The following is a 26,982-nucleotide window of genomic DNA, read 5'->3' as shown; positions in this document are numbered from 1 at the left end:
TTAATTCTCCTTTACTATATACCCCACTCCTCTAACTGTCTGAATAATTGTGGGGCTTGTATACCCTTCATCAATCTTCTTTCTTAAATGCCAGATAAAGACATCGATAACATTTGTATCGCCTTCGTAGTCATAATCCCAAACATCTTTGATAATATTTTCTCTTGTGACAATCTTGTTTTTATGAGAAATCAAATAGACAAGTAAATCAAATTCCTTTGGGGTTAAGGAAATGGATGTATTTGCCCTGATCACTTCTCTTGTTTCCATATTGATCGATAAATCACGAATGGATAATAAGTCCTCCTCATGATTTGTCACATTTGTGATGATTTCGTTTTGACGCAAACATGAACGCACTCTCGCTAATAGTTCTTCCATCTCAAATGGTTTTGTCATATAGTCATTCGCACCGAGATCGAGTCCCCTTACTTTATCCATTGTCATGTTACGTGCTGTTAATAATATAATGGGCATCAGTTCATTTTCTTGACGGACCCTTCTTAACACTTCAATACCATTCATCTCTGGCAACATAATATCTAAAAGCATTAGATCAATTTTACCTTGTAATGCTATTTTCAAACCAAATTTACCGTTATTTGCAACAACTACTTCATAGCCTTCATATTCTAATTCTAATTTCAATATTTTAGCGATTTGGATTTCATCCTCAACCACCAAAATTCGCTTAACCATTCTATACACTCCTCATTTACATCTCCATTTCAATTTAGCATTATTTTATGTATAATTTCATTTTTTAATGGAACTTTAATTTTTTTGCATGAATTTCTCAAAAAAAAAGAGGTGAGCATCTTTTATACCTGTCGCTACGCTTTCGGTACAAAAAAGATTTGTTGAATCAAGATAAAAATCTGCCCCTTTCTACAGTGAGATTGAGCAGATTCTTAGTAACTAGCGGGAGTATTATTTTGTGGAATAGGATTTTGACCTAATTTAAGCCATCTTTCTAGCATTTTGACCGTATATCCTGATGCAGCATGCAATGACGATACTGCAACCTGTAACAATATAAAATAGCTGAACAATCGGATTGCTACTATCTGTACCGATGAATACTCCATGAACAAAAGACATCACCCAAGCCGGTAGCACAAGAAAATGAATAGACTTCCAAATTTTCCGGTTCATCTTCGTTATCCAAAGGTCTGATGTTATTAAAACCAACAGGAAAACATAGAAACTGAATATTCCTAGTGCTGATAGTATCGTTTGATAAGTACTCGTAAAAGGTATAAGGATTTCGATCAAACGATAGGGTTGGTACTGATCGATTAATAACAACAATGCATGTGCGATCAATGCGAATAGCCCCAGCCATCCTGCACTCAAATGCAATTGAAACAACAAGTTTTTCTGTTTTTTTATAGTAGGTGATTTTCGAAAAAGTCCAAAAATCACTGCAACAGTAAAGTAAAAATAAGCAACAAAGCCACAAAGTCGAATCCATTCCCAAGTATTAAGCATGATGATCACCACCTGTTTTTATCCATTTTGTTTTATGATCTTGATAGACAAGGAAACGTACGACACGCCATTTCCTTTTGTCCAACCATTCCTGTAACTGATTCTCAGGCATTAAAAAACTTAATTTGGTCGCTACTTCTGCTTGGTATAAACGATCTGTCACAACTGTTGCCTGAATGATAGGAGATGCCGCTACTTCTCCAGTTTGTCCATTTAAAATATGATGCTTTACTTCATGATGATAGCGCCAACTTCTATAAACACTATTGGATGTTGCAATCGCTCCATTTTGGATTTTAATGCGTCCAATATCTTCTTGATCATAGGGATCAGCAATACCAATCGTCCATTCTTTTTCTCCATCTGACCATATTGCCATATCGCCACCACCATCAACGATTCCGTAGCGGAAGCCTCGTGATTGTAACCATTGTTTAACCGTTTCAGCAGCATAGCCTTTTGCAAAACCACCAAGATCAATAGGTTGATCCGAAGTCTTATAAATTTGGTGATTAGCCAAAAAACACAAAGGATTTTTTACATTTTGCTTTAGCTCTACATTTTGTTCATCTTTTTGCTTGTCATTTATATAAAAAGGAAAGGGTTTATCATAACCATGATGCTCTATTTGTTTTTTTAAATAGGGTGAAAATAATCCATCTGTTTGCTTATAATAGTCATTAGCCATTTTTAAGCAATCATATAGAGATGAATTGATGGTTAAAGTTTTACCAATAGGTAATTGATTGATTTGGTCTAACTCATTATTTGGGATAAATCGAGACCACTCTTTTGCAACATAATGCAACCATTTGGAAACCTGTTTCTTCCAGTTATATGAAGTTGAGGGTACTTCTATATAAAAGTTAGTATTCATTATTTGCATTGTCATCGATTCCACTTTTTTCACCTCTAGGATCTTCTTGTTTGTCGATCATTTTTTTCTACTGTTGTCGCATTGGTCATTTCAAAATTCGTCCAATCAAGTTGTAATAGTTCTTTTTCTTTCTTACCAATTTTTGATTGATCAATAGATGATAGCTGATTTTGAGAAGTAGTTTTTGTTTCAGCAGTTCCTTGATCATCCAGTTGCGATAATAACAAACCGGATAAAACAACTGCAGATGTTCCTACAAGCCATTTTGCCTTTTTTGTATCCTTCATGTTTAACATCTCTCCTCACTATTTTATTTATTGACTTTATCTATTTTGCTATTGGTGGAGAAGTTCCTTTCCGTGGATTGAACTGGTTTCTCCGTGGATTGAGTCCTTTTTTCCGTGGATTGGCTCCCTTTTCGTGGATTGAGTCTTCTTTTCCGTGGATTGAGTCCCTCTTCGTGGATTGGATTGCTCTCTCCGTGGATTGAAGCCTCTCTTCCATGGATTGGATCGCTCTCTCCGTGGATTGAAGCCTCTTTTCCATGGGTTGAATCGCTCTTTCCGTGGATTGAAGCCTCTTTTCCATGGGTTGAATCGCTCTTTCCGTGGATTGATTTCTCTTTTCCACATTTTCCTTGATCACTGATAAAATAGGGCTTATTTATTAAGGGACTGGCAGATAAATTGTTGCTTCTCTTCTTGCCAATCGACTGAATAGCCATAAGCATTTAAAAGGACACTTGCTGGTACATAAACATCTTTATTGAACAAAAATGTTTTTGATGTCATAGGCGTTTTCGTCAGATTTTCATATACAACATTTGTATTCACTCGAAAAATCAGCTGCTCATCCTTCAATTTTGCATCCATAATTTTGGATGTCTTGTAATATGTCACTTGACCACCTAGCGCTTCTGTTAATTTTTGTACAGGTACAAACACATCTCCATTTTTCGGTATTACATAGCATTTGATAGTTTTTCCTTCAATTGCAAAGTTCACCGTTTTTGAATCATTGAATGGTAATACGCCATCATTTTGTACCATTGAACGAGTCCAAAGATTCCATTTTCCTTGTTCGGCTAAACTATCGTTCTCTTCATCCTCATAGTAGCCGTCGTCTTCATAATATTCTTCATCTTCATCATCATCCCATTTTTCGTCATTCTCTCCATTATAATCCTTGTGATGTTCCTCTTTTTCACCGTGATTTTCATACTTTTCATAATATTCGTGGTCATCATCATCTGCATGGACGATATATTGTCCAATAGATAAAGTGGTGACCAAACTAATAATGAAAAATACAATTTTTTTCTTCAACTTGATCATCTCCTTTTATAGCTACAGTTTAGGATCCCATTATGAAATGAATCTGAAGAAATATCAAAAACTCAAAAATATTTTTACAAATCAATGATCTTTCCTGTAAGAACGCCACACTAACAAAATGAATGAACTTGCTACAAAAGTAAAAAACACCCTAAAAGGTGAATTTCCATTCTACCTTTTAGGGTGCAGGGTAAACATTTACTTCTATTACTTTGTTTTTTCGCAATTTTTTTCTTCTTTCATAAAGAGCTTTATTCACCTCTAAGCAAGACCGCTATAGCATCATCATTTTTATAGATAAAAATCGATCTTTGATCCATTTTATGAACTAAAATATTTTTTGAAGATGAATAGACTTTTTCAGTAGCTTCCTTTAAACATCAGATGGAGTAGAACTAATTAGCTGAAAAATTTTTATAGAACTAGTTATGATCCACAGTAGGGAGAAGGATCGTAAATTTAGTACCTTTTTGTAATTGACTTTCTACCGTAATTTGACCATGATGTTGGAAGACAATGGCCTGTGCAATGGCTAATCCCAATCCTGTGCCTTTCTTTTGACGATTCTTCGTTGCTTGATAAAATCGTTCAAATACATTTGGCAAATCATTGTCACTGATCCCGATACCTGTATCTTCAACGACAAGCTCTATTTTTTCTTTTAATTTGGAAAGCGTTATTTTTATATAACCTTGCTCTGTAAATTTAGCTGCATTATCCAATAAAATATACAATAATTCTCGTATGCTCGTTTCATCTCCTTCAAATAAAATCCCTTCTTCTATTTCAAGTTTAAGTGTAATCGTAGCTGGCAAAGTTCTCTCAAAGGATTTAGCAATATTATTCACAATTTTAGATAACTCAATGGTTTCTTTTTTTGTTTTAAGCTTTTTCTGATCATACCGTGCAAGAAATAAAAGTCCTTCCAATAACGATTTCATATGTTGTGTTTCTTCTTTTAGATCGTCCAATACTTCCTGCCCAAAAGAACTAAAGTGATTTTCTTCATCACTTTCCAAAACTTCTAAAGAACTATAAAAAACCGTTAAAGGTGTACGCAACTCGTGTGATGCATCGGATACAAATTTTCGTTGTCGTTCAAAAGAACGTCTTATAGGTACCATAGCTTTACCTGCTAGATAATGGCTAAGAACAGTAATAAACAACGTGCCAATCATCGTTAAAACAACAAATGCATACATCATTCGTTCTAACAAACGATGTTGTTTTGTGATAGATTGTCCAACAATTATATAATTTCCATTTTTATCTGATTTTGCATGATATTTAATGAGCAGTAAGTGCTCTTGTTTCCACTTCACCGATTGTGGTTCACCATCTTTTGCTTGAAGCATCAATCGATCAATATCTTTCTGAAGTCCGATTAAAGATTCATCGGCATGTACCAATTCATGTTTTTTGGTAAATACATAATAAAAATAAACTCGGTTCGTATCGTACTCGATTTCCTTTTCCTCATCTGTTGTATGATCATGAAGTTCCTTCTCATGGCGGTCTGTTTGATCCGATTCGATTTCCTGATCCCTTTCGATATTATCGCCCATCAAATGATACTGCTCTTTCGTATAAAACATTTTTAATTCTTGTACTTGCTGTTGTTGCATAATTGTTTGAATAGCTATATAAAGAATAATCATTAGGATCAATACAAACAGAACAAAAAAAGCTGCGTATTGAATGGTCAGTTTTCGTTGAATTTGTTTAAACATAGGCATCCCTCAGCTTATAGCCTGTCCCCCTAATTGTTTGAATGAGAGAAGGACTATCATCCGTATCCACTTTCTTTCGCACTAGTTTTACTAATGCATCGAGTGCGTTATTGGAAACATATTCATCATATCCCCAAATATGATCATAAATCTGCTCACGAGTTAAAATACGTCCCTTATTGATAAATAAATACTCTAACAATAAAAATTCATTTTTCGTCAATTCAATTTTTTCTTGATTTCGATAAAGCGTCCTTTCATCCATATGGAGTACATATTCACCCAATGGAATGATTCGTTCGATTGGTTTTGATTTTCTTCTTAAGATAGCACGTACTCTCGCAAACAATACCTCCATTTTAAACGGCTTAATGAGATAATCATCTGCCCCATTATCGAGTCCAAAGATGACATCCTGTGCGTCATCTCTTGCGGTAAGCATTAAAATACCACCTTCATAGTTTCGTTTTCGAAGCTCTTTACATACTATAACCCCGTCCATTTTGGGCATCATCCAATCCAGTATGATCAAATCATAATCTTCAATCAGGGCCATTTCTAAAGCTTCTTCACCATTTTTAGCACAGCTCACAACATAACATTCTTTCTTTAACATAAAAGCAATGTTCTTTAATAAGCGCAAATCATCCTCTGCTACTAAAATTTTCACAGACCTCACCCTTTACTTTAAAATCTTTTCGTTCATTTTAATGAATAAAGCTGAAATGGAACTGAATCCTTGCCAATAAAGTGAAGCTTCCATCAGTGGGGGTTTTCTTTATCCCCCACTGATAGTTAGCTGAACCAATCGGACTTTTACGGGCAGTTGATCCCCATCTACCTTTCTTGTTTCTCTCTATACCTTAAGATGGGGGTCTTTACTGGCCATTAATGCGGGATAAAATCGAGACAGTTCACATTACTGGGGAAATCCTATCACCATGTGGGATCAATAAAGCCTTAATTATAGGAAATTCTTAAAATAGATCTTTTCGTTTATCTTATTTACCAAAAAGTCGGTTTTATGACATTATGGAAATAAATCGATGTTTTTAGCACTTTTTTTACGTTTCCTGCATATTAAAAATAGCATGCTGGGATTGCTCCTAGCATACTATTTTGACTTTTTTGAAGGTTCTTCTATCTATCGGCATCAATCTTCATCAAAAATATTTTTTAAATGATAAATAAGTTTGAGCAGCTCTGTAAATAGGTTGATAAAGTCGAGATATAAATCTAATGCGACAAGCGGTACTTCATCATCACTAATGTAGCTACGGGCGATTTGATTCATATCGTACAGCGTATAGCCCACAAATAGCAATACCCCTATTCCACTTGCTACGACCATAACAATGTCGCTAAAGCCAACAAAAATGGTAATGATCGAGAAGATCAACACACCGATTAATGTGATAAATAAAAATTTACCCCAATTTCCTAAATCTCGCTTTGTATAATAACCAATTAGCCCTGCAACTATAAAAATGGCTGCTGATGTTCCAAAAATAACAAGTACCAGGTTTCCACCTAAAGCACCTATATAAAAATTGAGCAGGCTAAATAGTGTAATACCTGTTAAAAATGCGAACAAAATAGAAATCAGCTTGCTCGCTCTCCTTGCCGCACGGCTAAACATCACGATGATCAATAAAATTACTGTGGCAATACTAATTGGCAAAATCAATGCCGGAGGAATAAACACACCAACAAATAAACCAACTGCCGTTACCACCCACAATAACGTAAAGAACCGAAGAACCTTCGGAAATTGCGATTCCATCTAACATAACCTCTTCTCAAATTGTTCACTTTCTATTATATACGTAATAAGACTAGTAAAGTTTCAAACCCGCCCAGTGAAATTTGACTCTTTTCATTTTATTCGCTTTCTCTGGAGTTTTATTTGCTCCCTCCGATGATTTATTCGCTCTTTCGAAGGATTTATTTGCTCTCCACAGGGATTTATTTGCTCTCCTCAGATTTATTCGCTCTCTCCGATGATTTATTGGCTCTTTCGAAGGATTTATTCGCTCTCTCCAGGGATTTATTCGCTCCCTCCGATGATTTATTCGCTCTCCTCAGATTTATTCGCTCTCTCCGATGATTTATTGGCTCTTTCGAAGGATTTATTCGCTCTCTCCAGGGATTTATTCGCTCTCTCCAGGGATTTATTCGCTCCCTCCGATGATTTATTCGCTCTCCTCAGATTTATTCGCTCCCTCCGATGATTTATTCGCTCTCCTCAGATTTATTCGCTCCCTCCGATGATTTATTCGCTCTCCTCGATGATTTATTTACTCTTTCGAAGACTTTATTCGCTCTCTCCAGGGATTTATTTGCTCTCCCAAGATTTATTCGCTCTCTCCAGGGATTTATTTGCTCTCCCAAGATTTATTCGCTCTCCTCAGATTTATTCTCTCCTCCGACGAGTTTATTTGCCCCTTTCGAAGGCTTTATTCCTCAGCCCAAATAAAAACCATGCCTAAACATAAGAATGGGCATGGCTTTAAACTTACTACTATTACTTCGCTACAATATTTACTAATTTTCCTGGTACAGCAATGATTTTCTTAATATCCTTGCCTTCGATGAATTCTTTTATGTGATCATCGGCGAGTGCTGCTGCTTCTAAATCCTCACGGGAGGCATCTTTGGCTACCATTAGTTTTGCTCGTACTTTACCGTTGACTTGAACGACGACTTCGATTTCATCGTCAACCAGTTTCGCAGGATCGAATGTTGGCCATGGTTCATAGGTAATCGTGGAATCATGACCTAGTTTAGACCAAAGCTCTTCAGCGATGTGAGGCGCAATTGGCGATAGCATTTTAACAAAGCCTTCAGCGTATTGGGTAGGTACTATATCCGTTTTGTAACATTCATTGATGAAGACCATCATTTGAGAAATAGATGTATTGAAACGAATATGTTCGTTGTTATCCGTAACTTTTTGAACTGTTTGGTTATACACTTTTTCTAAAGTCTTATCATTTGAAGCTTGAACTTTATCTGACAACTCACCAGTTTCTTCGTTGATTAATAGACGCCAAATACGATCTAAGAAACGACGTGCTCCATCTAGACCATTTGTAGACCATGGAATAGAAGCTTCAAGTGGTCCCATGAACATTTCATAAAGACGAAGTGTGTCTGCACCGTGACTAGCAACGATGTCATCAGGATTGACAACATTTCCTTTTGATTTCGACATTTTTTCATTACCTTCACCTAGAATCATGCCCTGGTTGAATAGTTTTTGGAATGGTTCTTTTGTTGGTACAACGCCCAAATCATAAAGCACTTTATGCCAGAAACGAGCATACAACAGGTGAAGCACCGCGTGTTCTTGACCACCGATATAAATATCGACCGGCAACCAGCGTTTCAATAGCTCTAGATCTGCGATTTTTTCTTTGTTGTGTGGATCGATATAACGTAAGAAGTACCAGCTTGAACCCGCCCATTGCGGCATCGTATTTGTTTCACGACGGCCTTTTTTCCCTGTTACTGGATCTACAACATTTACCCATTCCTCAATATTAGCAAGAGGCGATTCGCCAGTTCCAGATGGACGGATATCAGATGTTTTTGGTAGAACTAATGGAAGTTCTTCTTCAGGGACCGTCGTAATTGTGCCATCTTCCCAATGGATGACAGGAATTGGTTCCCCCCAATAACGTTGGCGAGAGAATAACCAATCACGTAGACGATAAGAAATTTTCTTTTCACCGACTTTGTTTTCTTCAAGCCATTCGATCGCTTTTTTAATACCTTCTGGCTTGTTTAAACCATTTAAGAAATCAGAATTGATATGAGTTCCATCTTCAGTGAAGGCTTCTTTTGAAACATCTCCACCTTCTAGTACTGGAATGATCGGTAAATTGAATTGTTTTGCAAATTCATAGTCACGATCATCGTGTGCGGGAACAGCCATAATCGCACCTGTACCGTAGCTTGCCAATACATAATCCGCAATCCAAATCGGAATTTCTCTATCATTAATAGGATTTACAGCATAGGCACCTGTAAATACACCTGTTTTTTCTTTTGCTAAATCTGTACGTTCAAGATCAGATTTCACTTTTACTTTATCAAGATAGGCTTCAACCGCTGCTCGCTGTCCATCAGATGTAATTTCTTTTACCAATGTATGTTCGGGGGCTAGCACTGCATAGGTTGCACCGAACAAAGTATCTGGACGTGTCGTAAATACGCGGAAGTGCTTGTCAGTGCCCTTAATATTGAAATCTACTTCAGCACCTTCAGAACGTCCAATCCAGTGACGTTGCATATCTTTAATATTCTCTGGCCAATCGACTTCATCTAAATCATCCAGTAAGCGATCAGCGTATGCCGTAATTTTAAGCATCCATTGTTTCATTGGACGACGTTCTACTGGGTGACCGCCACGTTCGGATTTGCCATCGATCACTTCCTCATTAGCAAGCACTGTACCAAGTGCTGGACACCAGTTGACAGCAACTTCATCAATATAAGCTAGACCTTTTTTGTAAAGTTGGATGAAAATCCATTGCGTCCATTTATAGTACTCGGGATCAGTTGTGTTGATCTCACGGTCCCAGTCATAGCTAAATCCTAATTCTTGAATTTGACGTTTAAATGTACCTATATTCTTTTCTGTAAATTCTGCAGGATCGTTTCCTGTATCCAAAGCATATTGTTCGGCAGGAAGACCAAATGCATCCCACCCCATTGGATGCATAACATTATAGCCTTGCATTCGTTTGAAGCGAGATAAAATATCGGTTGCCGTATATCCTTCTGGATGTCCTACATGCAGACCTGCTCCTGATGGATATGGAAACATATCTAACGCATAAAATTTAGGTTTAGAATTGTCATTTACTGTTTTGAATGTTTTATGTTCTGCCCAGTATTTTTGCCACTTTTTTTCAATTTCTTGATGATTGAAATTCAACGGTTATTCCTCCTTAATATATAAAAAGACAGCATAGTTGCTACTAAAATGAAATATTCCGTGAAATTTAAAAACTCCCGTCCCAAGAAAAGGGACGAGAGTAAAATCTCCCGCGGTACCACCCAAATTAGTGTAAGCACTCAACTTGATTCCTTAACGTGGAAAACGACTTTGGCTATCATTTATTTCACCAACGTGACTCCCGGGCGAGTTCAGCCTAATGATTTACCAACTTTCACCAATCGTTAGCTCTCTATAAAATCAATTAAACTTACTAATCCCTTTCACAATCGTATCATATTGAGTTTTATTCTAATCGAAATAACGTAAATTGACAAGAGATTTAGCAAAATTATGAATTTCTTATGAAAATTCACGATTCAATTATTCAAAACTCTTCTATAAACTTCTATCTTTCAAAATTCATATTTCAAAACCTATCGTAAAACTTCACACACAGATGAGAGCTTCACTATTTTGTTATTCCCCCAAAAATCCTTATACATTTTTTTGCTTCATCGGTCGGTCATACATCGTATACGGAATCAGTGCCACCACCAATATAGCGATTAATACATAAAAAGTAATTTTCATCCCGTATTGATCCGCTAAAACACCGCCTAAAAATGGGCCGATCATTTTTCCCGTTGCACTAAAACTATTGATAAGTCCTTGATAAAAACCATCTCTTCCCTTTGGCGCAAGCTTACTAGCAATTGTCGGTACAATTGGAAATACAAACATTTCGCCAAAGGTCAAAATAATAATGGCGATTAAAAACATTTTAAATGTATGTGCAAAGCTAACAACAAAGAATGACACGATGAAAATCGCAACGCCTATAAAAATTTGCCCTTTATAATACTCCCCTATTCTCTTAATAATCGGATGAATAAGTGGTTGACCTAAAACAATCAATAAACCATTGGTAGTCCATAGCAAACTATACTGATTTAACGATATTCCTAGAAATTGCGTATAAGATGAAATGGTAGTCGTCCATTGCGTATAGACCATCCAACTTAAAAGATAACCAATCCCTAAAATCATCAGCGCATATAAAGAAGAACGATCCTTTATCTTTGCACTCTCACTAATAACAGAACTTGGTGGCATTACACTCTCTGTTGAAATTCCTTTATAGGATAGAGCAATAAAGAAAAATAGAATATACATGATTAAATTAGCGACAAACAAATAGTCAAAGCTTTTATTAGCAACAACACCTGCAAGTGCTGGACCTATGGCTACACCTAGATTTTGTGAAAGGTAGATGGCATTAAAGCCCTTTCTGCCCCCTTCTGGCCAAGCAGTTCCCACCATTGCGAACATACTTGGAAAAACGATTCCTCCACTAAAGCCGATTAGTGTCAAAAACCAAACATAATGAGGCCACCCATGCCAAATCACTAAACAAATCAAACCGATGATTGTAATAATCGTTCCAAGCATGATCGATTTAAAGCCACCAAACTTATCAAAAACGTAGCCACCTATGAGATTTCCAACAACCCCTGCTGCAGCATTCCCCATTAGTACAAGTCCTGCTACTGATAATGATTGCCCCAGATGATCGTGCATATAGATGGTATTCAATGGCCATAAAAATGCGTTACCTACCGTATTGACAAGCATCCCCATAATTAATAACCAAACACTTCTTGGCATTACAAATCCTCCATTTACCACTTTAACAGACAAAAAGTTCCCATTAATCACGATTCAAATAATCAACGAGAATTATGTATGGTGGAACCGTCTGGAAAAGCTTACTTTGTGCAACTAACAACTAACACTTCCCCCAAAAACGATTGGGGGAAATTTCATTTTATCCCGCGTTAACGGGCAGTAAGATCCCCATCAAGTTTTAGAGAGAAACGAGAAAAATAGGTGGGAGATCAACTGCCGCATGCGCCCGATTGGTTCGGGGCAACAGGATGTTGATCACCCAAGTGTTGCCACAGGACGTGGCGCTTTTAACCTGAGTTCCTCTAGTTCAGTGGGAAATGAAGAGAACCCCCATTGATGGAAGCCGCACTTTATTTCGCATATCTAAGTAATGGTATCAACCTTTTCAAAAATGTACAACCTTAAGAGTTAAATTCGATCTTTCTTCCTGTCACAGTTAAAGTATTCGTCCACTTTCGCCACTACGTGATAGAATAGAAAGTTGAGGAGTTGAAATTATGACGGATGTGAAAAACAATGAATTTCCGTTTCCTTCAGATGGGAAACGTTATTATACATGGAATCGTTATTTACGTGATCAATTTGGCTGTAAAGTTTATAAAGTGGCATTAGATGCAGGATTCGATTGTCCAAACCGAGACGGTACAGTTGCTTTTGGAGGCTGCACGTTCTGCAGTGCTGCTGGATCAGGTGATTTTGCAGGAGATCGTGTCGACCCTATCCCTGTTCAATTTGAGAAAATTAAAGAAAAAATGCAACATAAATGGAAGGACGGCAAAACAATGGCCTACTTCCAAGCCTATACCAATACACACGCACCACTTCCCGTATTGAAAGAAAAATTCGAAGCAGCTCTTGCCTGCGAAGGTGTGATGGGGTTAAGTATTGCTACTCGTCCTGATTGCTTGCCTGATGATGTTGTCGAATATTTAGCTGAATTAAATGAACGCACGTACTTATGGATTGAACTTGGACTACAAACTGTTCATGAACGCACAGCAAATTTGATCAATCGCGCTCATGATTATGCCACTTATATAGAGGGTGTAGAAAAACTTCGTAAGCATAATATTCGAGTTTGTACGCATATCATCAATGGCTTGCCTCTTGAAAACTACGATATGATGATGGAAACTGCCCGAGAAGTGGCAACACTAGATGTCCAAGCCATCAAAATTCATTTGCTTCATCTATTAAAGGGGACACCGCTTGTCAAGCAATACGAAAAAGGCATGTTACAATTAATGGACAAAGAGGCATATATCCATTTAGTGGCTGACCAACTAGAAGTCATCCCTACAGAAATGATTGTACAACGTATTACGGGTGATGGACCTATCGATTTAATGATCGGACCCATGTGGTCAGTAAACAAATGGGAAGTTTTAAACGGGATTGATGCAGAGCTAGAACGCAGAGAAAGCTGGCAAGGTAAGTTTTACAATGCGAAAGAAGTGAAAACCCTATGACATTAAAACTTGTCTTACAATATGCTCAACTTTTACTTCAGGATACAATAGAAGCTGGCGACATTGTAGTCGATGCGACAGCCGGAAATGGATATGATACAGCATTTCTTGCACAGCTTGTCGGTGAAGATGGTCATGTCTACGCATTTGATATACAACAACAGGCGATCGATGCGACCGGCAAACGGTTAATGGAAGCAGGAGTGTCGAAACAAGTATCCCTTATTTTAGATGGTCATGAAAACATAGATCAATATGTAAAAGAGCCTGTTAGTGCAGCTATTTTCAATCTAGGTTATTTACCTGGTGGTGAACACACCATTATTACTAAGTCAAATACAACTTTGCGAGCGATTGATCGTCTATTAAGCTTGTTAAAAATAGGTGGCATCATTATATTAGTTATCTACTATGGTCACGAAGGTGGCAAAGAGGAGCGCGATCGAATCATCGACTACGTTTCAAGCTTGCCGCAAAAAAAAGTCCGTGTTTTGCGTTATGAATTTATCAATCAAAAAAATGATCCTCCCTTTGTCATTGCACTTGAAAAATTGAAGGAACTATAATCTTCTAGACACCTTAAATGAACGATTTAGGGTGTCTTTTACATGGTTCTACGCAAAAAGAAAAGAACAGGTACTAACCTAGAACTTTTTTCTATTGAACCATATTTTGTTTTAAATATTTGATCGTATGCATAGATTATTGAAACCATCTAATTATAAAGGAGTTCAATGATCTATGCCTAAAATACAAGCCGTTAGTACATATGCTCCTCCTTATTCGCTAACGCAGAACAATGCAGAGAATTTTATCAAGGAACTTTTTGCGGGAAAGATGAATAAGCTTGAACGCTATTTAAAAGTATTTAAAAATGCGGAAATTTTTAATCGTCAACTGGCTATGCCAATAGAATGGTATAAAGAAAATCACTCTTTTTCAGAAAAAAATGACTTATATATTGAATTAGCGACGGAATATAGCATAAAAGTTATTCAGAAATGTTTATCAGAAGCAGCAGATGTGACAATAAGGGATATTAACGCTATTATTTTTGTTTCGACTACAGGGATTTCAACACCTAGTATAGAGGCCCGATTAATGAACCAATTATCTTTTTCCAATGATGTTGTCCGCATTCCGCTATGGGGGCTTGGCTGTGGTGGCGGTGCTGCTGGAATTGGCCGTGCAAATGACTATTGCTTGGCACATCCAGAATCATTAGTCTTGGTGATTTGCGTTGAGCTATGCAGTCTAACATTTCAACCAAAAGATTTGAATAAAAGTAACTTTATCGGCACTTCCCTTTTTGGGGATGGAGTTGCCTGCGCTTTAATAAGCGGTGACCAAGTAAAATTATCTCATAACAAAACTTTACCTCGTATTCAAGCAACTGCTTCAAAATTATTACCAAATTCTGAGGATATTATGGGATGGAGAATTGAGGATGATGGTCTGCATGTGATCTTTGCCAAAAGCATTCCTAATATTATCGTAAAATGGTTTGCACCATTTGTAGAAAGCTTTCTTGCTCAGCATGAACTTTCTCCGCAAACTATTCATCGCTTTATCGCTCATCCGGGTGGCAAAAAGGTTCTTACTGCGTATGAGTCCGCCTTGGAACTTCCAAAAGAATTAGTAGCACCCAGTTCTATTATTTTGAAGCAGCACGGCAATATGTCTTCTCCAACGGTACTCTATGTATTGAAATATGTTATGGATCAACAACCAAATCGCGGTGAATTCGGAATAATGGCTTCTCTCGGCCCAGGTTTTAGTGGAGAGTTAGTATTACTAGAATGGGAGTGATAAATATTTTATTTGCCATTATTTTTACAATCATTTGTATCCAAAGATTAGTAGAATTACGAATTGCTAGAGAAAATGAACGTTACATGAAAAATCGTGGAGCGATTGAATTCGGTCAATCACATTATCCCTTTATCGTTATGTTGCATGGATTATTTTTGAGCAGTTTATGGATTGAATATATTTTAAAGGATGCTCCTCTTAGTCCATTTTGGATTATTTTGCTTGGATTTTTTCTACTCTTACAGATTGGTCGAATCTGGTCTATTAAATCGCTTGGGCATTTCTGGAATACGAAGATTATTGTATTGCCCAATACCACTTTGGTAAAAAAAGGTCCATACAAATGGCTTTCTCACCCAAACTATATCATCGTTGCTTTAGAAATTGCTGTTATTCCATTAATTTTCCAAGCCTACTTCACCACCATTGTATTTTCAGCTTTGAATATAATGATGATGTTCGTTCGTATTCCTGCTGAAGAAGCGGCATTAAAAAGTCAAAATGATTATTAACTGAACAGACGATGCGTTGAAAAATGTTTCAGGCAATACCAAAAAGATGTCCGTCAATTGATGATTCAACGACGGACATCTTTCTTATATAGCATGATTAAATAATATAGCCAATATTTCGTAATGCGTTATAGATAAAAGATTCCATATACTGATAAATATCATTCCGCTCAGGTTCTTGATACAAATCATGATAACAAACTTTCCATTCCTTATATTGCAATTCCGAAATATTTTGCTGCATAAGCCACTTTTTACTGTGCGCTGGTGAAACGATTTTATCATTTCCGCCATTCATCAACAGTACGGGGATGTCTGGAAATTCTTCGGTGGCTATCACAACATTCTTCATAAATTGATGTAATTCTCGATACCAATTAACAGTAATCACTGAATTATAGTAAATATCATCTTTTTCTTCTTTATAAAATTCATAGCTACGTGTTAGCTGTTTTACCGTAATGTCATGATGAATCTTCATATTCCCCGTTAATTTGCTCAATCCTGTTAAGGCATTGGATAACTTAGAGGGTTGATGAATTAAATGCATCCATGGAGATGTCAAAATCATCCCAGCGCATTCGTATTTATGTTTTCTTTCTATTTGAATGGCAAGTGTTGCGCCTAACCCATGCCCAATGATAAAGATCGGCAAATTGTAAGTAAATGCGATTTGCATCATTTGACGAATAAACTTTGCATAATCTCTAAAATCTTCGTCATGCGCTTTTTTACGCCTGCTCTCTTCACCATGTCCTGGTAAATCACCAGTGATAACATGCATTCCAGACGTTCTCAATTTTTCAATTAACCAAGCATATCTTCGATGGTGCTCGTATGCACTATGTATAAAAACAACCACTGCTTTCGCTTGACCTTCAGCTTCCCATTTCCACATAATTACTTCTCTCCTCATTGATTCTATCTCTATTTTAACGTATTCTATGTTTTTCTGTTCCAATTATCACATCCGTTTGTTACGATAATTATAAAAAATTCTAACTTGAAATGAGGCGTATTTTCGATGATTTATCCATTTAAAGATAAAAAACCATCTATTGACCCATCTGCTTTCATTGGTGATCATGTTGTTATAACAGGAGATGTGACAATAGGTCCAGATTCATCTATCTTTTATAATACCGTTATTCGTGGTGATGTTTCGCCTACTATTATTGGTCGTAAAGTAAATATTCAAGATCTCTGTTGTTTACATCAAAGTCCAGCTGCACCGCTAATTATAGAAGATGAAGCCACCATTGGCCATCAAGTAACACTTCATAGCTGTCATATAAAAAAAGGGGCACTAATAGGAATGGCTTCCATCGTTTTAGATGGTGCTGAAATTGGTGAAGGCGCATTTATTGGTGCTGGTAGTCTGGTTACGCAAGGAAAGAAAATCCCACCAAATACACTTGCATTCGGTCGTCCTGCAAAAGTGGTTCGTGAACTAACAGAGGAAGACAAAAAAGATATGGATCGTATCCTAAACGAATACTACGAAAAAGGTCAATATTATAAATCTGTACAAAACAACCCGCTACCTCGATAATTTACTTCAACATTTTACACAAAACAAAAGGTCATCCACCATCATCATGGCGAATGACCTTTTTGATTTGGTAATTGATTTTCTAAGCTTTTACAGCAAATTTTTCTTTCAATGCTACTACTTTATCTGTTTTTTCCCATGGAACATCTAAATCAGTCCGACCAAAATGTCCGTATGCTGCTGTTTGCTTGTAAATAGGGCGACGTAGATCCAACATTTTGATGATACCTGCTGGACGTAAATCGAAGAGTTCACGAATTGCTTCTACTAGATCGCTTTCTTTTACTTTACCAGTGCCAAAAGTATCGACTGAAATTGATACTGGTTGTGCAACACCGATAGCATAAGCAAGTTGAACTTCTGCACGTTCTGCAAGACCTGCTGCGACAATATTTTTCGCAACATAGCGAGCTGCATATGCCCCTGAACGGTCAACTTTTGTTGCATCTTTTCCTGAGAAAGCACCGCCACCATGACGAGCATAGCCGCCATAGGTATCAACAATGATTTTACGACCAGTAAGACCTGCATCACCTTTTGGTCCGCCAATTACGAAACGACCTGTTGGATTGATAAAGTATTTGGTATTGTCATCAAGTAATTCAGCTGGGACAACTTTCGCAATCACTTCCGCCTTTAGGTCTTTTTTGATTTGTTCTAATGATACTTCTTCATCATGTTGAGTTGAAATCACGATAGTGTCTACTCGTACAGGTTGGTTATTTTCATCATATTCGACCGTCACTTGTGTTTTACCATCAGGTCGTAAGTAAGATAATTGGCCTGATTTACGAACTTCTGATAAGCGTCGTGCCAATTTATGGGCAAGGCTTATTGGCAATGGCATTAATTCTGGTGTTTCATTACAAGCATAGCCAAACATTAAACCTTGATCCCCTGCACCAATGGCTTCAATATCTGCATCTGTCATAGAGCCTTCACGAGCTTCTAATGCTTGGTCAACACCTTGTGCAATATCAGGTGATTGTTCACCAATCGCTACAAGCACAGCTAAATTTTCGGCGTCAAAGCCGTATTTGCCACGAGTATAGCCAATTTCTGCCACTGTATCTCGTACAATACCTTTAATATCTACATATGTAGTAGTTGAAATTTCACCAGCTACAAGTACTAGACCAGTTGTAGCTGTTGTTTCACATGCTACACGCGCATTCGGATCTTTTGCAATAATTGCATCTAAAATTGCATCTGAAATTTGGTCGCAGATTTTATCCGGATGTCCTTCTGTTACGCTTTCTGATGTGAATAATCGTCTGTTTGTCATTTGGTTTCCTCCTATTATAACGAGATCCTCTCGAAAAAAGATACGGTACTCATTACCCATGTCCGTTTAAACAGTTACACTAAACGACAAGCCCGCTGTAAGCTGCTTTTTTAACACGAGGATATAGAAAGTGCCAGTACATAGTATAAATAGAATGCCACAAATCGCATATAATAATGAAACAAATCAGATTTGCTTCTATTTTTTGAAAAAAAAAACCTTTCACTCATCGAAAAACAATGAGGAAAGGATATGTTTCGTAAGCACCTTTCACTCTTATCGTTCAAGGAATGTTCCTTGCATCAGATTAGCACCAACGCATTACGTGAAAAATAATGCAGGTTGCCGGGTTTCATAGGGCCTGACCCTCCACCAGCTCGGGATAAGAGTATCCGTTCTAATGCTTATAGTAAGTGATATTGTTCCGAAAGTCAAACGTATTCTCTATTGATTTCGAAAAAAGTCAAATTTAAAAAAATAATTAATAATTAGTATAGACTATTCATTCAAATGTGTTATACTAATTCTCGAAATGAATAACCAGATCCCCTTTTCAGAAGGGCATATAATAAATATAAAAAAAGGATGGTACGAACCAAGATGAATTCAGTAGAAATTGCGAATGAACTGAAGGACTTATTACAAGGACAAAACATTTTAGAGCAACTTTCAGTCCCACAATTAGTGGAAAAAGCAACTTCACGCGGTGAAGCAATCTTAACAGTTGATGGTGCAGTTCGTGCAGTAACAGGCAAATATACAGGACGTTCACCTAAAGATAAATTTATGGTAGTTGAAGAATCTTCTAAAGATCATATTGACTGGGGAAAAATTAACCAACCAATTTCCGCAGAAGTATTTGATTCATTATATAACAAAGTTATCAATTATTTAAAGCAAAAAGAAGAAGTTTTTGTATTTAAAGGCTTTGCAGGTGCAGATAAAGACTCTCGCCTAGCAATCCGAGTTGTTAATGAATATGCTTGGCATAACCTATTTGCTCACCAATTATTCATCCGCCCTACTGATGAAGAACTTAAAACTCATGATGCTGATTTCACAATCGTATCTGCTCCAACATTTAAAGCAGATCCTAAAGTTGATGGCACAGCTTCAGAAACATTTATCATCGTATCTCTTGAAAAACATATTATTTTGATCGGCGGTACTGAATACGCTGGTGAGATGAAAAAATCAATCTTTAGTATTATGAATTACTTATTACCTCAACAAGGCATTCTTTCCATGCACTGTTCAGCAAATGTTGGTGAACAAGGTGATGTTGCTCTATTCTTCGGTTTATCAGGTACTGGTAAAACAACATTATCTGCTGATGGTAATCGTAAACTAATCGGAGATGACGAACACGGTTGGTCTGATAATGGGGTATTCAATATCGAAGGTGGTTGCTACGCAAAAACAATCAACCTTTCTGCTGAAAAAGAACCAGAAATTTATAATGCGATCAACTTTGGTACTGTACTTGAAAATGTAGGTGTCAATGCTGATAGTCGTGTTCCTGATTACGATGATGCTACACTAACACAAAATACTCGTGCTGCATATCCAATTCAAAATATCGAAAATATCGTTGATCCATCTGTTGCAGGTCACCCAAAAACAGTTATCTTCTTAACAGCTGATGCTTTTGGCGTTTTACCTCCGATCAGTAAACTAACAAAAGAACAAGCGATGTATCATTTCTTATCAGGCTTCACTTCTAAAATCCCTGGTACAGAACGCGGTGTTGTAGAACCAGAACCAGTATTTTCTACTTGTTTCGGTGCTCCATTCTTCCCACTTCATGCAACAGTGTATGCAGAAATGTTAGGAAAGAAAATTGATGAACACCAAGTAAATGTTTTCTTAGTCAACACTGGCTGGACTGGTGGTAGCTATGGTGAAGGTAGCCGTATGAAACTTTCTTATACTCGTACAATGGTCCGCGCTGCTATCAACGGTAAAATCAATGATGTATTTACTGACAAAGATCCAATTTTTGGTCTTGCAATCCCAACAGCTATTGAAGATGTTCCAACAGAACTTTTAAATCCACGTAATGTATGGGCTGATAAAGAAGCTTATGATAAAAAGGCAACTGAATTAGCTGGTATGTTCCATGAAAACTTTAAAAAATTCGGTTCAGTCGCTGAAGATATTGCTAAAAAAGGGGCACCACTCGCTTAGTAGTCCCATCATAAACCTATGAGTAATCCAAAATCGTATCCAACTCGACCAATTTCAATGAATTGGTCGAGTTTTTGATTTATATAAACAAACTGTGTGGTTCACTTTAAGATGCATGTAAAGTAAACTTTCAGAAACAACTTGCCCAACCAATCTGCTTCTGACAAATTTTTTATACAAAAAAAGCTACATGGCAGTCAAATTCATGCCGCTATCATTTAGTATGAAAAAAGCCTATTTCACCTCTTAAATAGGATATTTTCGTTTCATACCATTATCCTTATTAACTTTTTATACAAAAAATAAATAGAAGAGACTTAATGAACGAGGACCAGTTATTTCAAAATAAAAACACACCACAACAAAAGTTGCAGTGCGCATTTAATCCGTATCATCCGGTACAAATTCTACGATCAATTGACATTGTTCAAACATCTCAACAATTGGTTCGGCTTCATCCTTTGTTACTTGATTGAAGAAGACCTCTTCTCCATAATTACGGATTTCGATTCCTTCCCTCATCTCATCATCATGAAAGAGGATGGAAAACCATTTAAGTTTTCCCTCTACATGTGGTTTGTTTTTAAAATAGTTTCGAGTATCATCTTCTAACATGATTAGTTGGATTTTGACAAGCCCTTCATCCCGAGACACAAAGCTGATTTGTTCTAACTCTTCAATAACCTGCTTTTCTTCTTTCCAATTCTGAATTTGAACTTCTGTATATGGTTCCGTATAATTGGTCCACAATTCTTGCCAATAGGAATATTTCTCATCAAATCCCAATTTTTTATTTTTTAGCATTTCAGGATTAACCCTTGCTTTAATATACCCCACCATGTTCACCCCATTACGATTGCTGTAACTTCATCCATTGACAAGCATCATCCACAACTTTTCGATTGATATCGCTCGGAAAAAAATGTGTATAATCAGGATAATACCAGGTTTCCACATGCTTATTATAAGTCTTTAAACTATTTTCTAAAAACTGTGCATGCTTAAATCCAACGTTTTCATCTCGCATTCCATGGATGATCAAAATAGGTGCATGAATATGGGATAACTGTGTCATTGGTGTCCGCTCTTCATAAGCAATAGGATTTGTTTGAGGTGAGCCGCCTAGAACTCTCTTCATCATTCTTCGCATATCGATTCTTTCTTCATACGTATATTCCACGTTTGATACGCCGCCCCATGTCACAATAGAAGTAATATCATCGCGCAATATTCCCGTCCATAGCGCCATTATACCGCCCCTTGAAAAAGCAAAAAGATGAATCCGTTCGCTTTTGCAAAATCGTTTCAAAACGTCCACTGCATTTATCGCATCCAAGCGATCTTGACCACCAAATTCATCTCTTCCTTCTCCACCACGCGTTCCTCGATAATAGGGTGCAAATACAACAAAGCCATGCGAAGCAAGTTGGGCAATTCTCGCAGGGCGTACCATTCCTACACCCTGCATACCTCCACGTAAATATAGGATCCCTTCATAAGCGGCATAAACAATAGGTGAAGCAAGTAATCCTTTTACTCGTAAACCATCTGACCAATAAGTTATTTCCTTTAAGGTCACATGTGGATTTGGCGATGGGTAATCTCTTAAATGTTCAATTTCCCCATTTATCTTCACGTTCACTCACCTTTTCAAGGATCTTTTTCATGCCTAAATCCTTCATATGGAAGCTTAAATGCTCATTTGCTAATAATTCATCTTCAGTCAATAATAGAACACCCTTTGTTTCTAGATTCGGATGATCCATATTGACCGATTGTACGATTGCAGTAAAAACTGCTTTTGTAAAAGGTATTTGTTCTTGGACCATATAAGTTGCAAGCCATTCTATATTTTCAATTTTAGCTCCCGTTTCTTCGTATACTTCTCTTGCAGCTGCTTCTTCTAATGTTTCACCTTGTTCAACCTTACCTCCCGGAAATTCATAGCCACGCTTTGGATGATTTGTAAGCAACCACTTGCCATTGTACTTAGCCAATACAAGCACGTGCTGTGGCTCAATACTAAATGCATTCTTTTTGAAAGATAATTCACAGCCATTACCATTTAAATCTGTATATGAAAACATATTTTCGCTCACTCCTTACTAACATAAGTGTAGCGAAGGCAACGCCAAGTATCAACTATAGTAAGGCATTTGTTCAATGAATTTTTTTGTATCCTGATCTCCGTACTCATGGATCAGTGCATATAACTTCATTAATCGTTTATCGACTTCATTATTTTGTTCATCAAAGTGTATTGCTATTTCAATGAAATTCAACGTCATCATAGTAGCGTTAATCAGCAACATGTTATTATTTATCAATTTTAATAAAGTTCATTATCACATCATGAATTGGGGACTTTCAGGGGGACTTGGGGGACTTTAATAAAAATAACGGCAGGCTATATCACTCCTTGATTATTTTTTACTACAATCACACCACTAGCATTCGTAAGATCCACATTTCTATTCATCAACAATTAATATTGTTCTTCATACATAAAATATTCAACAACTAAAAAAGAGTTGGCCATGCAGCCAGCTCTTTTAATATTCATTCTTATCCCCGTCTCTAAAGAATTTCACAGAATGCGATCGAATTTATTTTCACTACGTCGTCTAAAGAATATGGTCCACGCTGTTTATCAAACGGATCGATATAATAAAATTGTTGGGTATCTAAATCTATACGTGTAATAACGCCGCGATGCATCACTAACCTTCCGTCTGTCCAGATAATATATTCCAATTCTAACTTTGATTTTAACCCCACTTTCATGTTGTGCTGAAGATCCTCTAATTCCCATTCCGCCAACTGCGGTTTCGGGATATAGTTTTCTTCCTCTTTCCATTTCTTTAAAGTCGCAACATGCTCAATCAACATCATGGAAGTAGACCACTTTTTACTACCGCGGTCTTTGACTCTTCCAGAATTAATTTCTCTTATCAATTCATCTTCGTAGTTACTCATATTATTTTCTTTTCCTTTCCGATAATTGGCAACACAGCAAGAACATTATTGATAATAAAAGTTCGTTTAGCTTGACGCGCGAAGCAATATGCCTGGAACTTGTCGCCTTCCATTTTCAATATTTTAACTCGACGCTTAGCGATCTCACCTGATTTAGAAATGTACATAATCGTTACTAACCGCTTATACTGCATTGCTTTTATTAACTGTTCTTTCATTGTGTCACTCCCTCTAAAACAAGAACATTTGTTTATATATATTATAGAGAACGCTCGTTCTATCCTCAAACAGTAAAATATTCCATTCCCCTAAATATAATGGAGAAATTTCAAAAACACTTTACAGTACACACAATAGTGTTGTATAAGGTAATTTTTCTTTTAGCACAAAAAACTGCTTTCATTAAAAAAGACAACCCTTAAAGGGCTGTCTTTTTCTCTGTTCATCGTTGAAGCTTACAATATTTTCTATTATATATAATTTTATTTAGCTTGAATCACTTCATAAAATTAGTAATAAAGTAATATTATTTTACCTGAATTAATAACTCATCGCAAAGTTCAACACATACACCTTGGGAACGATACTTATTAAGTAATTCAACTGGATTAACTTCAATATCATTATCCTTTAAAATCTGTGTAAACTGTTGGTAAGTTAAATCAGGTTTTATCATTGCTTTTTTATTCGGAAACAATGATTGTAAATTTCTATTTATGAGAGTTTGCTTCTCTGCAAGCATTTTTACGGAAGAAGTAAACGTCAAAACTGTCTCAATAAAGTTAATATTCTCATCACTAATCATATTTTTAGCTAACCAATCAGTCACTGTCTCATTTCCCAATTTTTTTACCTCCTAGAAAAATAGCCAATCTGCTCCACGAATAGCCCAAGCTACTGCAATTGAGATATTCTCAGCTACACCTTTGCTCATTCGCGTATTCTCTTTAAGCCATACTGGAAGTTGAGTTCGAACCATATTCGCTGCATCATCGCCGGCATTTTCAAATTTATCTAAATAATTTCCAATCTTTTTACTATTATTTTTGAATGTTTTTGCAGTTGCATTATCAATAATATTGAAAGCTTTAGCTAAATCAATTACTTCATCTCCACCAGCTTTAAGTAACTGAGCCACTTTAACTACTGCTTTTGACTTGACACCGTAAGGTTCAATTGATGGTTGTCCAACCTCAGGTGTGATTGATGGTTGTTCAATTTCAGGCACAATCACTGAAGTTTTTAAATTTTCATCATTTTTACTAACTTCTACAGCTACATCATTATTACTGCTAGCTTTGGCATATAACTCTGAACCTCCAAATGGCAGGAAAATAGAAAACGCTAAAGCACTAGAAGTCAATAAAACAATAGATTTTTTAAACATAATACACTCTCCTTTTCTATTATTTCTTATAAATATCATAAAGAAAGATTAGTAATATGGAAAAAATTAATGTTCTTGTTAAAAGAATATTAATAAAATTATTTTGGCTATTACTTGCATAAACAAGCCACTAAAAAACTATACAAATTTTTATTCATAAAAGTGCACTTCTTACAATAAAATACATTTAAAATATAACATATGATTATCAAAAAGTAAATATTTTACTTTTAAAAATGTAATTTAATACAGAAAATTTGCATATAAGTTGTATTAAATGAATCTATTTTTCAATTTCTACTACTATTTAGGATGGTAAAGTGGATGATAGCTAACTTTATTAAATAAGAAATTACCACTCTACTAAAACAGCAGAGGGGCTTTTTTATATTTTTTCAACAAACTCTTTATTAGCAGTGATATACAATCCACTCTTAGTTTTTAAACGATATGCGCCGCTATATTTAACAATATCAACAATCGTAAACTTGAAACCCTTTCGGCATACCTCTACACGCTTGTCCTTGTCAAATTTTACTGATTTATAAGCATAACAGTCTTTTTTGATGCGATATAAGCCTGTACCACTCCTGTAATATGATTTTGCTTTTGAAGATGATTTACTAGCTGTTGTCACTTTTTTCTTGTATCCAAGTTCTGCAGCAATTACTTTCGCAATCGCTTGGCATAAATCCTCAAAGTTTTTATGACACGTTGCCGTCGGGACCACCGAAGACTTTAAACAGCTATCGAGAAATCGCTATTGATGATACTTTAATCTCTATTCTTAAACGGTATAAAACTTATTGTAAAGAAATTAAACTTTCCCATGGGATTACTTTAAAAGAAGATTCATTTGTTTTTATTTCTAAAAAAAATCCAAATGCTCTGGGAACTTCATCGGTAAGATATAATTTCCAAACAGTTAGTAAAAAACTGCGTTTTAGAGTTCATCCACATATTTTACGTCACACGTATGCTTCTATATTAATTGCAAATGGCATTGATGTAGTAACTGTAGCTGACCGACTTGGCGATTCATCTGAAATGGTTTTAAAAGTATATGCTCATGCTTCTAAAGATAAAAAAAATGTAACACTTGAAGCGTTTAAAGATGCGCTTCAATATGATACATTTTAATTTTTTATTCAATTTGGGGGACTTTTTGGGGGACTGGTTTATTTTTATGCTTGTACTTTTTATAAACGACATGCTTTTACATTTTGAAAATTTACGTAACGGTAATGTGGAAATCAACTATAGTAAGGCATTTGTTCAATGAATTTTTTTGTATCCTGATCTCCATACTCATGGATTAGTGCATATAACTTCATTAAACGTTTATCGACTTCATCATTTTGTTCATCAAAGTGGTATGGTACGGCAGGAAGCTGTGCTCTCCACATACCGTTATGATCCCAACTCGTAAGTTGTTCAAACAATAGATCAAATACTTTTAACATGGATGGATCTACATTAATATGAAATTCCCAAGGAGCATCATGAGGCGAAAAATTATAATATTGGTGCATGACAGACACATATACATCGACGTTATCAGACATTTAAATTCTCCTTTTTATCCCGCTTTAACGGGCAGTAAGACCCCCATCTCAAGATATAGAGAGAAATGAGAAAGATAGATGGGGGATGAACTACCCGTAAAAGTCCGATTGGTTTGGGCCAACAAGATGTTGGTCCTTCAGGTGTTGCCACAGGACGTGACGCTTTTCACTTCC

28 protein-coding genes, 1 riboswitch and 1 other annotated feature are annotated in these 26,982 nt (G+C 36.4%); of the genes, 7 read left to right on the top strand and 21 right to left on the bottom strand.

Features of this window, described 5'->3' with window-relative positions; translation table 11 throughout:
* The 10 genes from FEU33_RS03105 to FEU33_RS03060 form a co-directional block, all read right to left on the bottom strand.
* Positions 1-699 carry a response regulator transcription factor gene (locus FEU33_RS03105; protein ID WP_146547966.1) on the bottom strand — a complete coding sequence of 233 codons (699 nt, stop codon included), beginning with the start codon at positions 697-699 and terminating at the stop codon, positions 1-3.
* Positions 700-960: 261 nt separating this feature from the next.
* Positions 961-1,491 (bottom strand): ferric reductase-like transmembrane domain-containing protein, encoded by a 531-nt coding sequence (locus FEU33_RS03100; RefSeq protein WP_243881249.1) that lies wholly within the window; start codon positions 1,489-1,491, stop codon positions 961-963.
* On the bottom strand, positions 1,484-2,401 hold the full coding sequence (locus tag FEU33_RS03095) for an FAD:protein FMN transferase (protein WP_146547965.1): 918 nt from the start codon (positions 2,399-2,401) through the stop codon (positions 1,484-1,486). The genes FEU33_RS03100 and FEU33_RS03095 overlap by 8 nt, the downstream gene beginning before the upstream one ends.
* 2 nt (positions 2,402-2,403) lie before the next feature.
* Positions 2,404-2,655 (bottom strand): hypothetical protein, encoded by a 252-nt coding sequence (locus FEU33_RS03090; protein ID WP_146547964.1) that lies wholly within the window; start codon positions 2,653-2,655, stop codon positions 2,404-2,406.
* Positions 2,656-3,027: 372 nt separating this feature from the next.
* Positions 3,028-3,693, bottom strand: a complete 666-nt coding sequence (locus FEU33_RS03085; protein WP_186731300.1) for a copper amine oxidase N-terminal domain-containing protein — start codon at positions 3,691-3,693, stop codon at positions 3,028-3,030.
* Positions 3,694-4,124: 431 nt separating this feature from the next.
* Positions 4,125-5,432, bottom strand: a complete 1,308-nt coding sequence (locus tag FEU33_RS03080; protein WP_186731299.1) for a sensor histidine kinase — start codon at positions 5,430-5,432, stop codon at positions 4,125-4,127.
* Entirely contained in the window at positions 5,425-6,102 is a 678-nt protein-coding gene (locus FEU33_RS03075) for a response regulator transcription factor (protein ID WP_146547961.1), read from the bottom strand. Before FEU33_RS03075 ends, FEU33_RS03080 begins: the two co-directional genes overlap by 8 nt.
* A gap of 483 nt (positions 6,103-6,585) precedes the next feature.
* Positions 6,586-7,215 carry a Bax inhibitor-1/YccA family protein gene (locus FEU33_RS03070; RefSeq protein WP_146547960.1) on the bottom strand — a complete coding sequence of 210 codons (630 nt, stop codon included), beginning with the start codon at positions 7,213-7,215 and terminating at the stop codon, positions 6,586-6,588.
* A 741-nt stretch (positions 7,216-7,956) separates the two neighbouring features.
* Positions 7,957-10,374: a leucine--tRNA ligase gene (gene leuS / locus FEU33_RS03065; protein WP_146547959.1), complete on the bottom strand. Its 2,418-nt coding sequence runs from the start codon at positions 10,372-10,374 to the stop codon at positions 7,957-7,959.
* An 87-nt stretch (positions 10,375-10,461) separates the two neighbouring features.
* Positions 10,462-10,671: a binding site (T-box leader), on the bottom strand.
* A 201-nt stretch (positions 10,672-10,872) separates the two neighbouring features.
* Complete coding sequence (locus tag FEU33_RS03060) at positions 10,873-12,042, bottom strand: MDR family MFS transporter (RefSeq protein ID WP_146547958.1); 1,170 nt, start codon at positions 12,040-12,042, stop codon at positions 10,873-10,875.
* 518 nt (positions 12,043-12,560) lie between these two features.
* Here FEU33_RS03060 and mnmL point away from each other — a divergent pair.
* From mnmL to FEU33_RS03040, 4 genes are all read left to right on the top strand, one after another.
* Positions 12,561-13,532: a tRNA modification radical SAM protein MnmL/YtqA gene (mnmL, locus tag FEU33_RS03055; protein WP_146547957.1), complete on the top strand. Its 972-nt coding sequence runs from the start codon at positions 12,561-12,563 to the stop codon at positions 13,530-13,532.
* The gene (mnmM, locus tag FEU33_RS03050; RefSeq protein WP_146547956.1) at positions 13,529-14,098 is read left to right on the top strand and encodes a tRNA 5-(aminomethyl)-2-thiouridylate-methyltransferase MnmM; all 570 of its coding nucleotides are present in this window, start codon (positions 13,529-13,531) and stop codon (positions 14,096-14,098) included. Before mnmL ends, mnmM begins: the two co-directional genes overlap by 4 nt.
* Before the next feature lie 175 nt (positions 14,099-14,273).
* Positions 14,274-15,341: a type III polyketide synthase gene (locus FEU33_RS03045; protein WP_146547955.1), complete on the top strand. Its 1,068-nt coding sequence runs from the start codon at positions 14,274-14,276 to the stop codon at positions 15,339-15,341.
* Positions 15,332-15,856, top strand: a complete 525-nt coding sequence (locus tag FEU33_RS03040; RefSeq protein WP_186731298.1) for an isoprenylcysteine carboxyl methyltransferase family protein — start codon at positions 15,332-15,334, stop codon at positions 15,854-15,856. The genes FEU33_RS03045 and FEU33_RS03040 overlap by 10 nt, the downstream gene beginning before the upstream one ends.
* 97 nt (positions 15,857-15,953) lie before the next feature.
* Here the strand turns inward: FEU33_RS03040 and FEU33_RS03035 are convergent, their stop codons facing one another.
* Complete coding sequence (locus tag FEU33_RS03035) at positions 15,954-16,754, bottom strand: alpha/beta hydrolase (RefSeq protein ID WP_146547954.1); 801 nt, start codon at positions 16,752-16,754, stop codon at positions 15,954-15,956.
* A gap of 126 nt (positions 16,755-16,880) precedes the next feature.
* Here FEU33_RS03035 and FEU33_RS03030 point away from each other — a divergent pair, with 126 nt between their 5' ends.
* Complete coding sequence (locus FEU33_RS03030) at positions 16,881-17,408, top strand: gamma carbonic anhydrase (protein WP_146547953.1); 528 nt, start codon at positions 16,881-16,883, stop codon at positions 17,406-17,408.
* A gap of 82 nt (positions 17,409-17,490) precedes the next feature.
* Here FEU33_RS03030 and metK read toward each other — a convergent pair whose 3' ends face one another.
* Entirely contained in the window at positions 17,491-18,693 is a 1,203-nt protein-coding gene (gene metK / locus FEU33_RS03025) for a methionine adenosyltransferase (RefSeq protein ID WP_146547952.1), read from the bottom strand.
* A 273-nt stretch (positions 18,694-18,966) separates the two neighbouring features.
* Positions 18,967-19,082, bottom strand: a riboswitch (SAM riboswitch).
* Positions 19,083-19,293: 211 nt separating this feature from the next.
* Here metK and pckA point away from each other — a divergent pair.
* Complete coding sequence (gene pckA, locus FEU33_RS03020; RefSeq protein ID WP_146547951.1) at positions 19,294-20,880, top strand: phosphoenolpyruvate carboxykinase (ATP); 1,587 nt, start codon at positions 19,294-19,296, stop codon at positions 20,878-20,880.
* Between the two features lie 381 nt (positions 20,881-21,261).
* On the opposite strand, the gene FEU33_RS03015 is transcribed toward pckA, so the two are convergent.
* The 8 genes from FEU33_RS03015 to FEU33_RS02980 form a co-directional block, all read right to left on the bottom strand.
* Positions 21,262-21,717, bottom strand: coding sequence for a hypothetical protein (locus FEU33_RS03015; RefSeq protein WP_146547950.1), 456 nt, complete (start codon positions 21,715-21,717; stop codon positions 21,262-21,264).
* A gap of 13 nt (positions 21,718-21,730) precedes the next feature.
* On the bottom strand, positions 21,731-22,516 hold the full coding sequence (locus FEU33_RS03010) for an alpha/beta hydrolase family protein (RefSeq protein ID WP_146547949.1): 786 nt from the start codon (positions 22,514-22,516) through the stop codon (positions 21,731-21,733).
* On the bottom strand, positions 22,494-22,967 hold the full coding sequence (gene ytkD / locus FEU33_RS03005; protein WP_146547948.1) for an RNA deprotection pyrophosphohydrolase: 474 nt from the start codon (positions 22,965-22,967) through the stop codon (positions 22,494-22,496). Before ytkD ends, FEU33_RS03010 begins: the two co-directional genes overlap by 23 nt.
* Positions 22,968-23,457: 490 nt before the next feature.
* Positions 23,458-23,856 (bottom strand): YolD-like family protein, encoded by a 399-nt coding sequence (locus tag FEU33_RS03000; RefSeq protein ID WP_146547947.1) that lies wholly within the window; start codon positions 23,854-23,856, stop codon positions 23,458-23,460.
* Entirely contained in the window at positions 23,853-24,074 is a 222-nt protein-coding gene (locus tag FEU33_RS02995; RefSeq protein ID WP_146547946.1) for a WYL domain-containing protein, read from the bottom strand. The genes FEU33_RS03000 and FEU33_RS02995 overlap by 4 nt, the downstream gene beginning before the upstream one ends.
* Positions 24,075-24,382: 308 nt before the next feature.
* The gene (locus FEU33_RS02990) at positions 24,383-24,700 is read right to left on the bottom strand and encodes a hypothetical protein (RefSeq protein WP_146547945.1); all 318 of its coding nucleotides are present in this window, start codon (positions 24,698-24,700) and stop codon (positions 24,383-24,385) included.
* Positions 24,701-24,712: 12 nt separating this feature from the next.
* The gene (locus tag FEU33_RS02985; protein WP_146547944.1) at positions 24,713-25,243 is read right to left on the bottom strand and encodes a hypothetical protein; all 531 of its coding nucleotides are present in this window, start codon (positions 25,241-25,243) and stop codon (positions 24,713-24,715) included.
* Between the two features lie 385 nt (positions 25,244-25,628).
* Positions 25,629-25,880, bottom strand: a complete 252-nt coding sequence (locus tag FEU33_RS02980) for a DUF5776 domain-containing protein (RefSeq protein WP_186731297.1) — start codon at positions 25,878-25,880, stop codon at positions 25,629-25,631.
* On the opposite strand from FEU33_RS02980, the gene FEU33_RS02975 reads away from it, so the two are divergent.
* Positions 25,874-26,383: a tyrosine-type recombinase/integrase gene (locus FEU33_RS02975; protein ID WP_186731296.1), complete on the top strand. Its 510-nt coding sequence runs from the start codon at positions 25,874-25,876 to the stop codon at positions 26,381-26,383. The two genes, FEU33_RS02980 and FEU33_RS02975, sit on opposite strands and share 7 nt — an antisense overlap.
* A 113-nt stretch (positions 26,384-26,496) precedes the next feature.
* Here FEU33_RS02975 and FEU33_RS02970 read toward each other — a convergent pair whose 3' ends face one another.
* The gene (locus FEU33_RS02970; protein WP_146547941.1) at positions 26,497-26,808 is read right to left on the bottom strand and encodes a transposase; all 312 of its coding nucleotides are present in this window, start codon (positions 26,806-26,808) and stop codon (positions 26,497-26,499) included.
* Positions 26,809-26,982 lie beyond the last annotated feature (174 nt).

Origin of the sequence: Rummeliibacillus suwonensis, from assembly GCF_007896435.1 — a bacterium.
Taxonomy (GTDB): Bacteria; Bacillota; Bacilli; order Bacillales_A; family Planococcaceae; genus Rummeliibacillus; species Rummeliibacillus suwonensis.
This window is presented reverse-complemented; position numbering and strand designations above follow the sequence as displayed.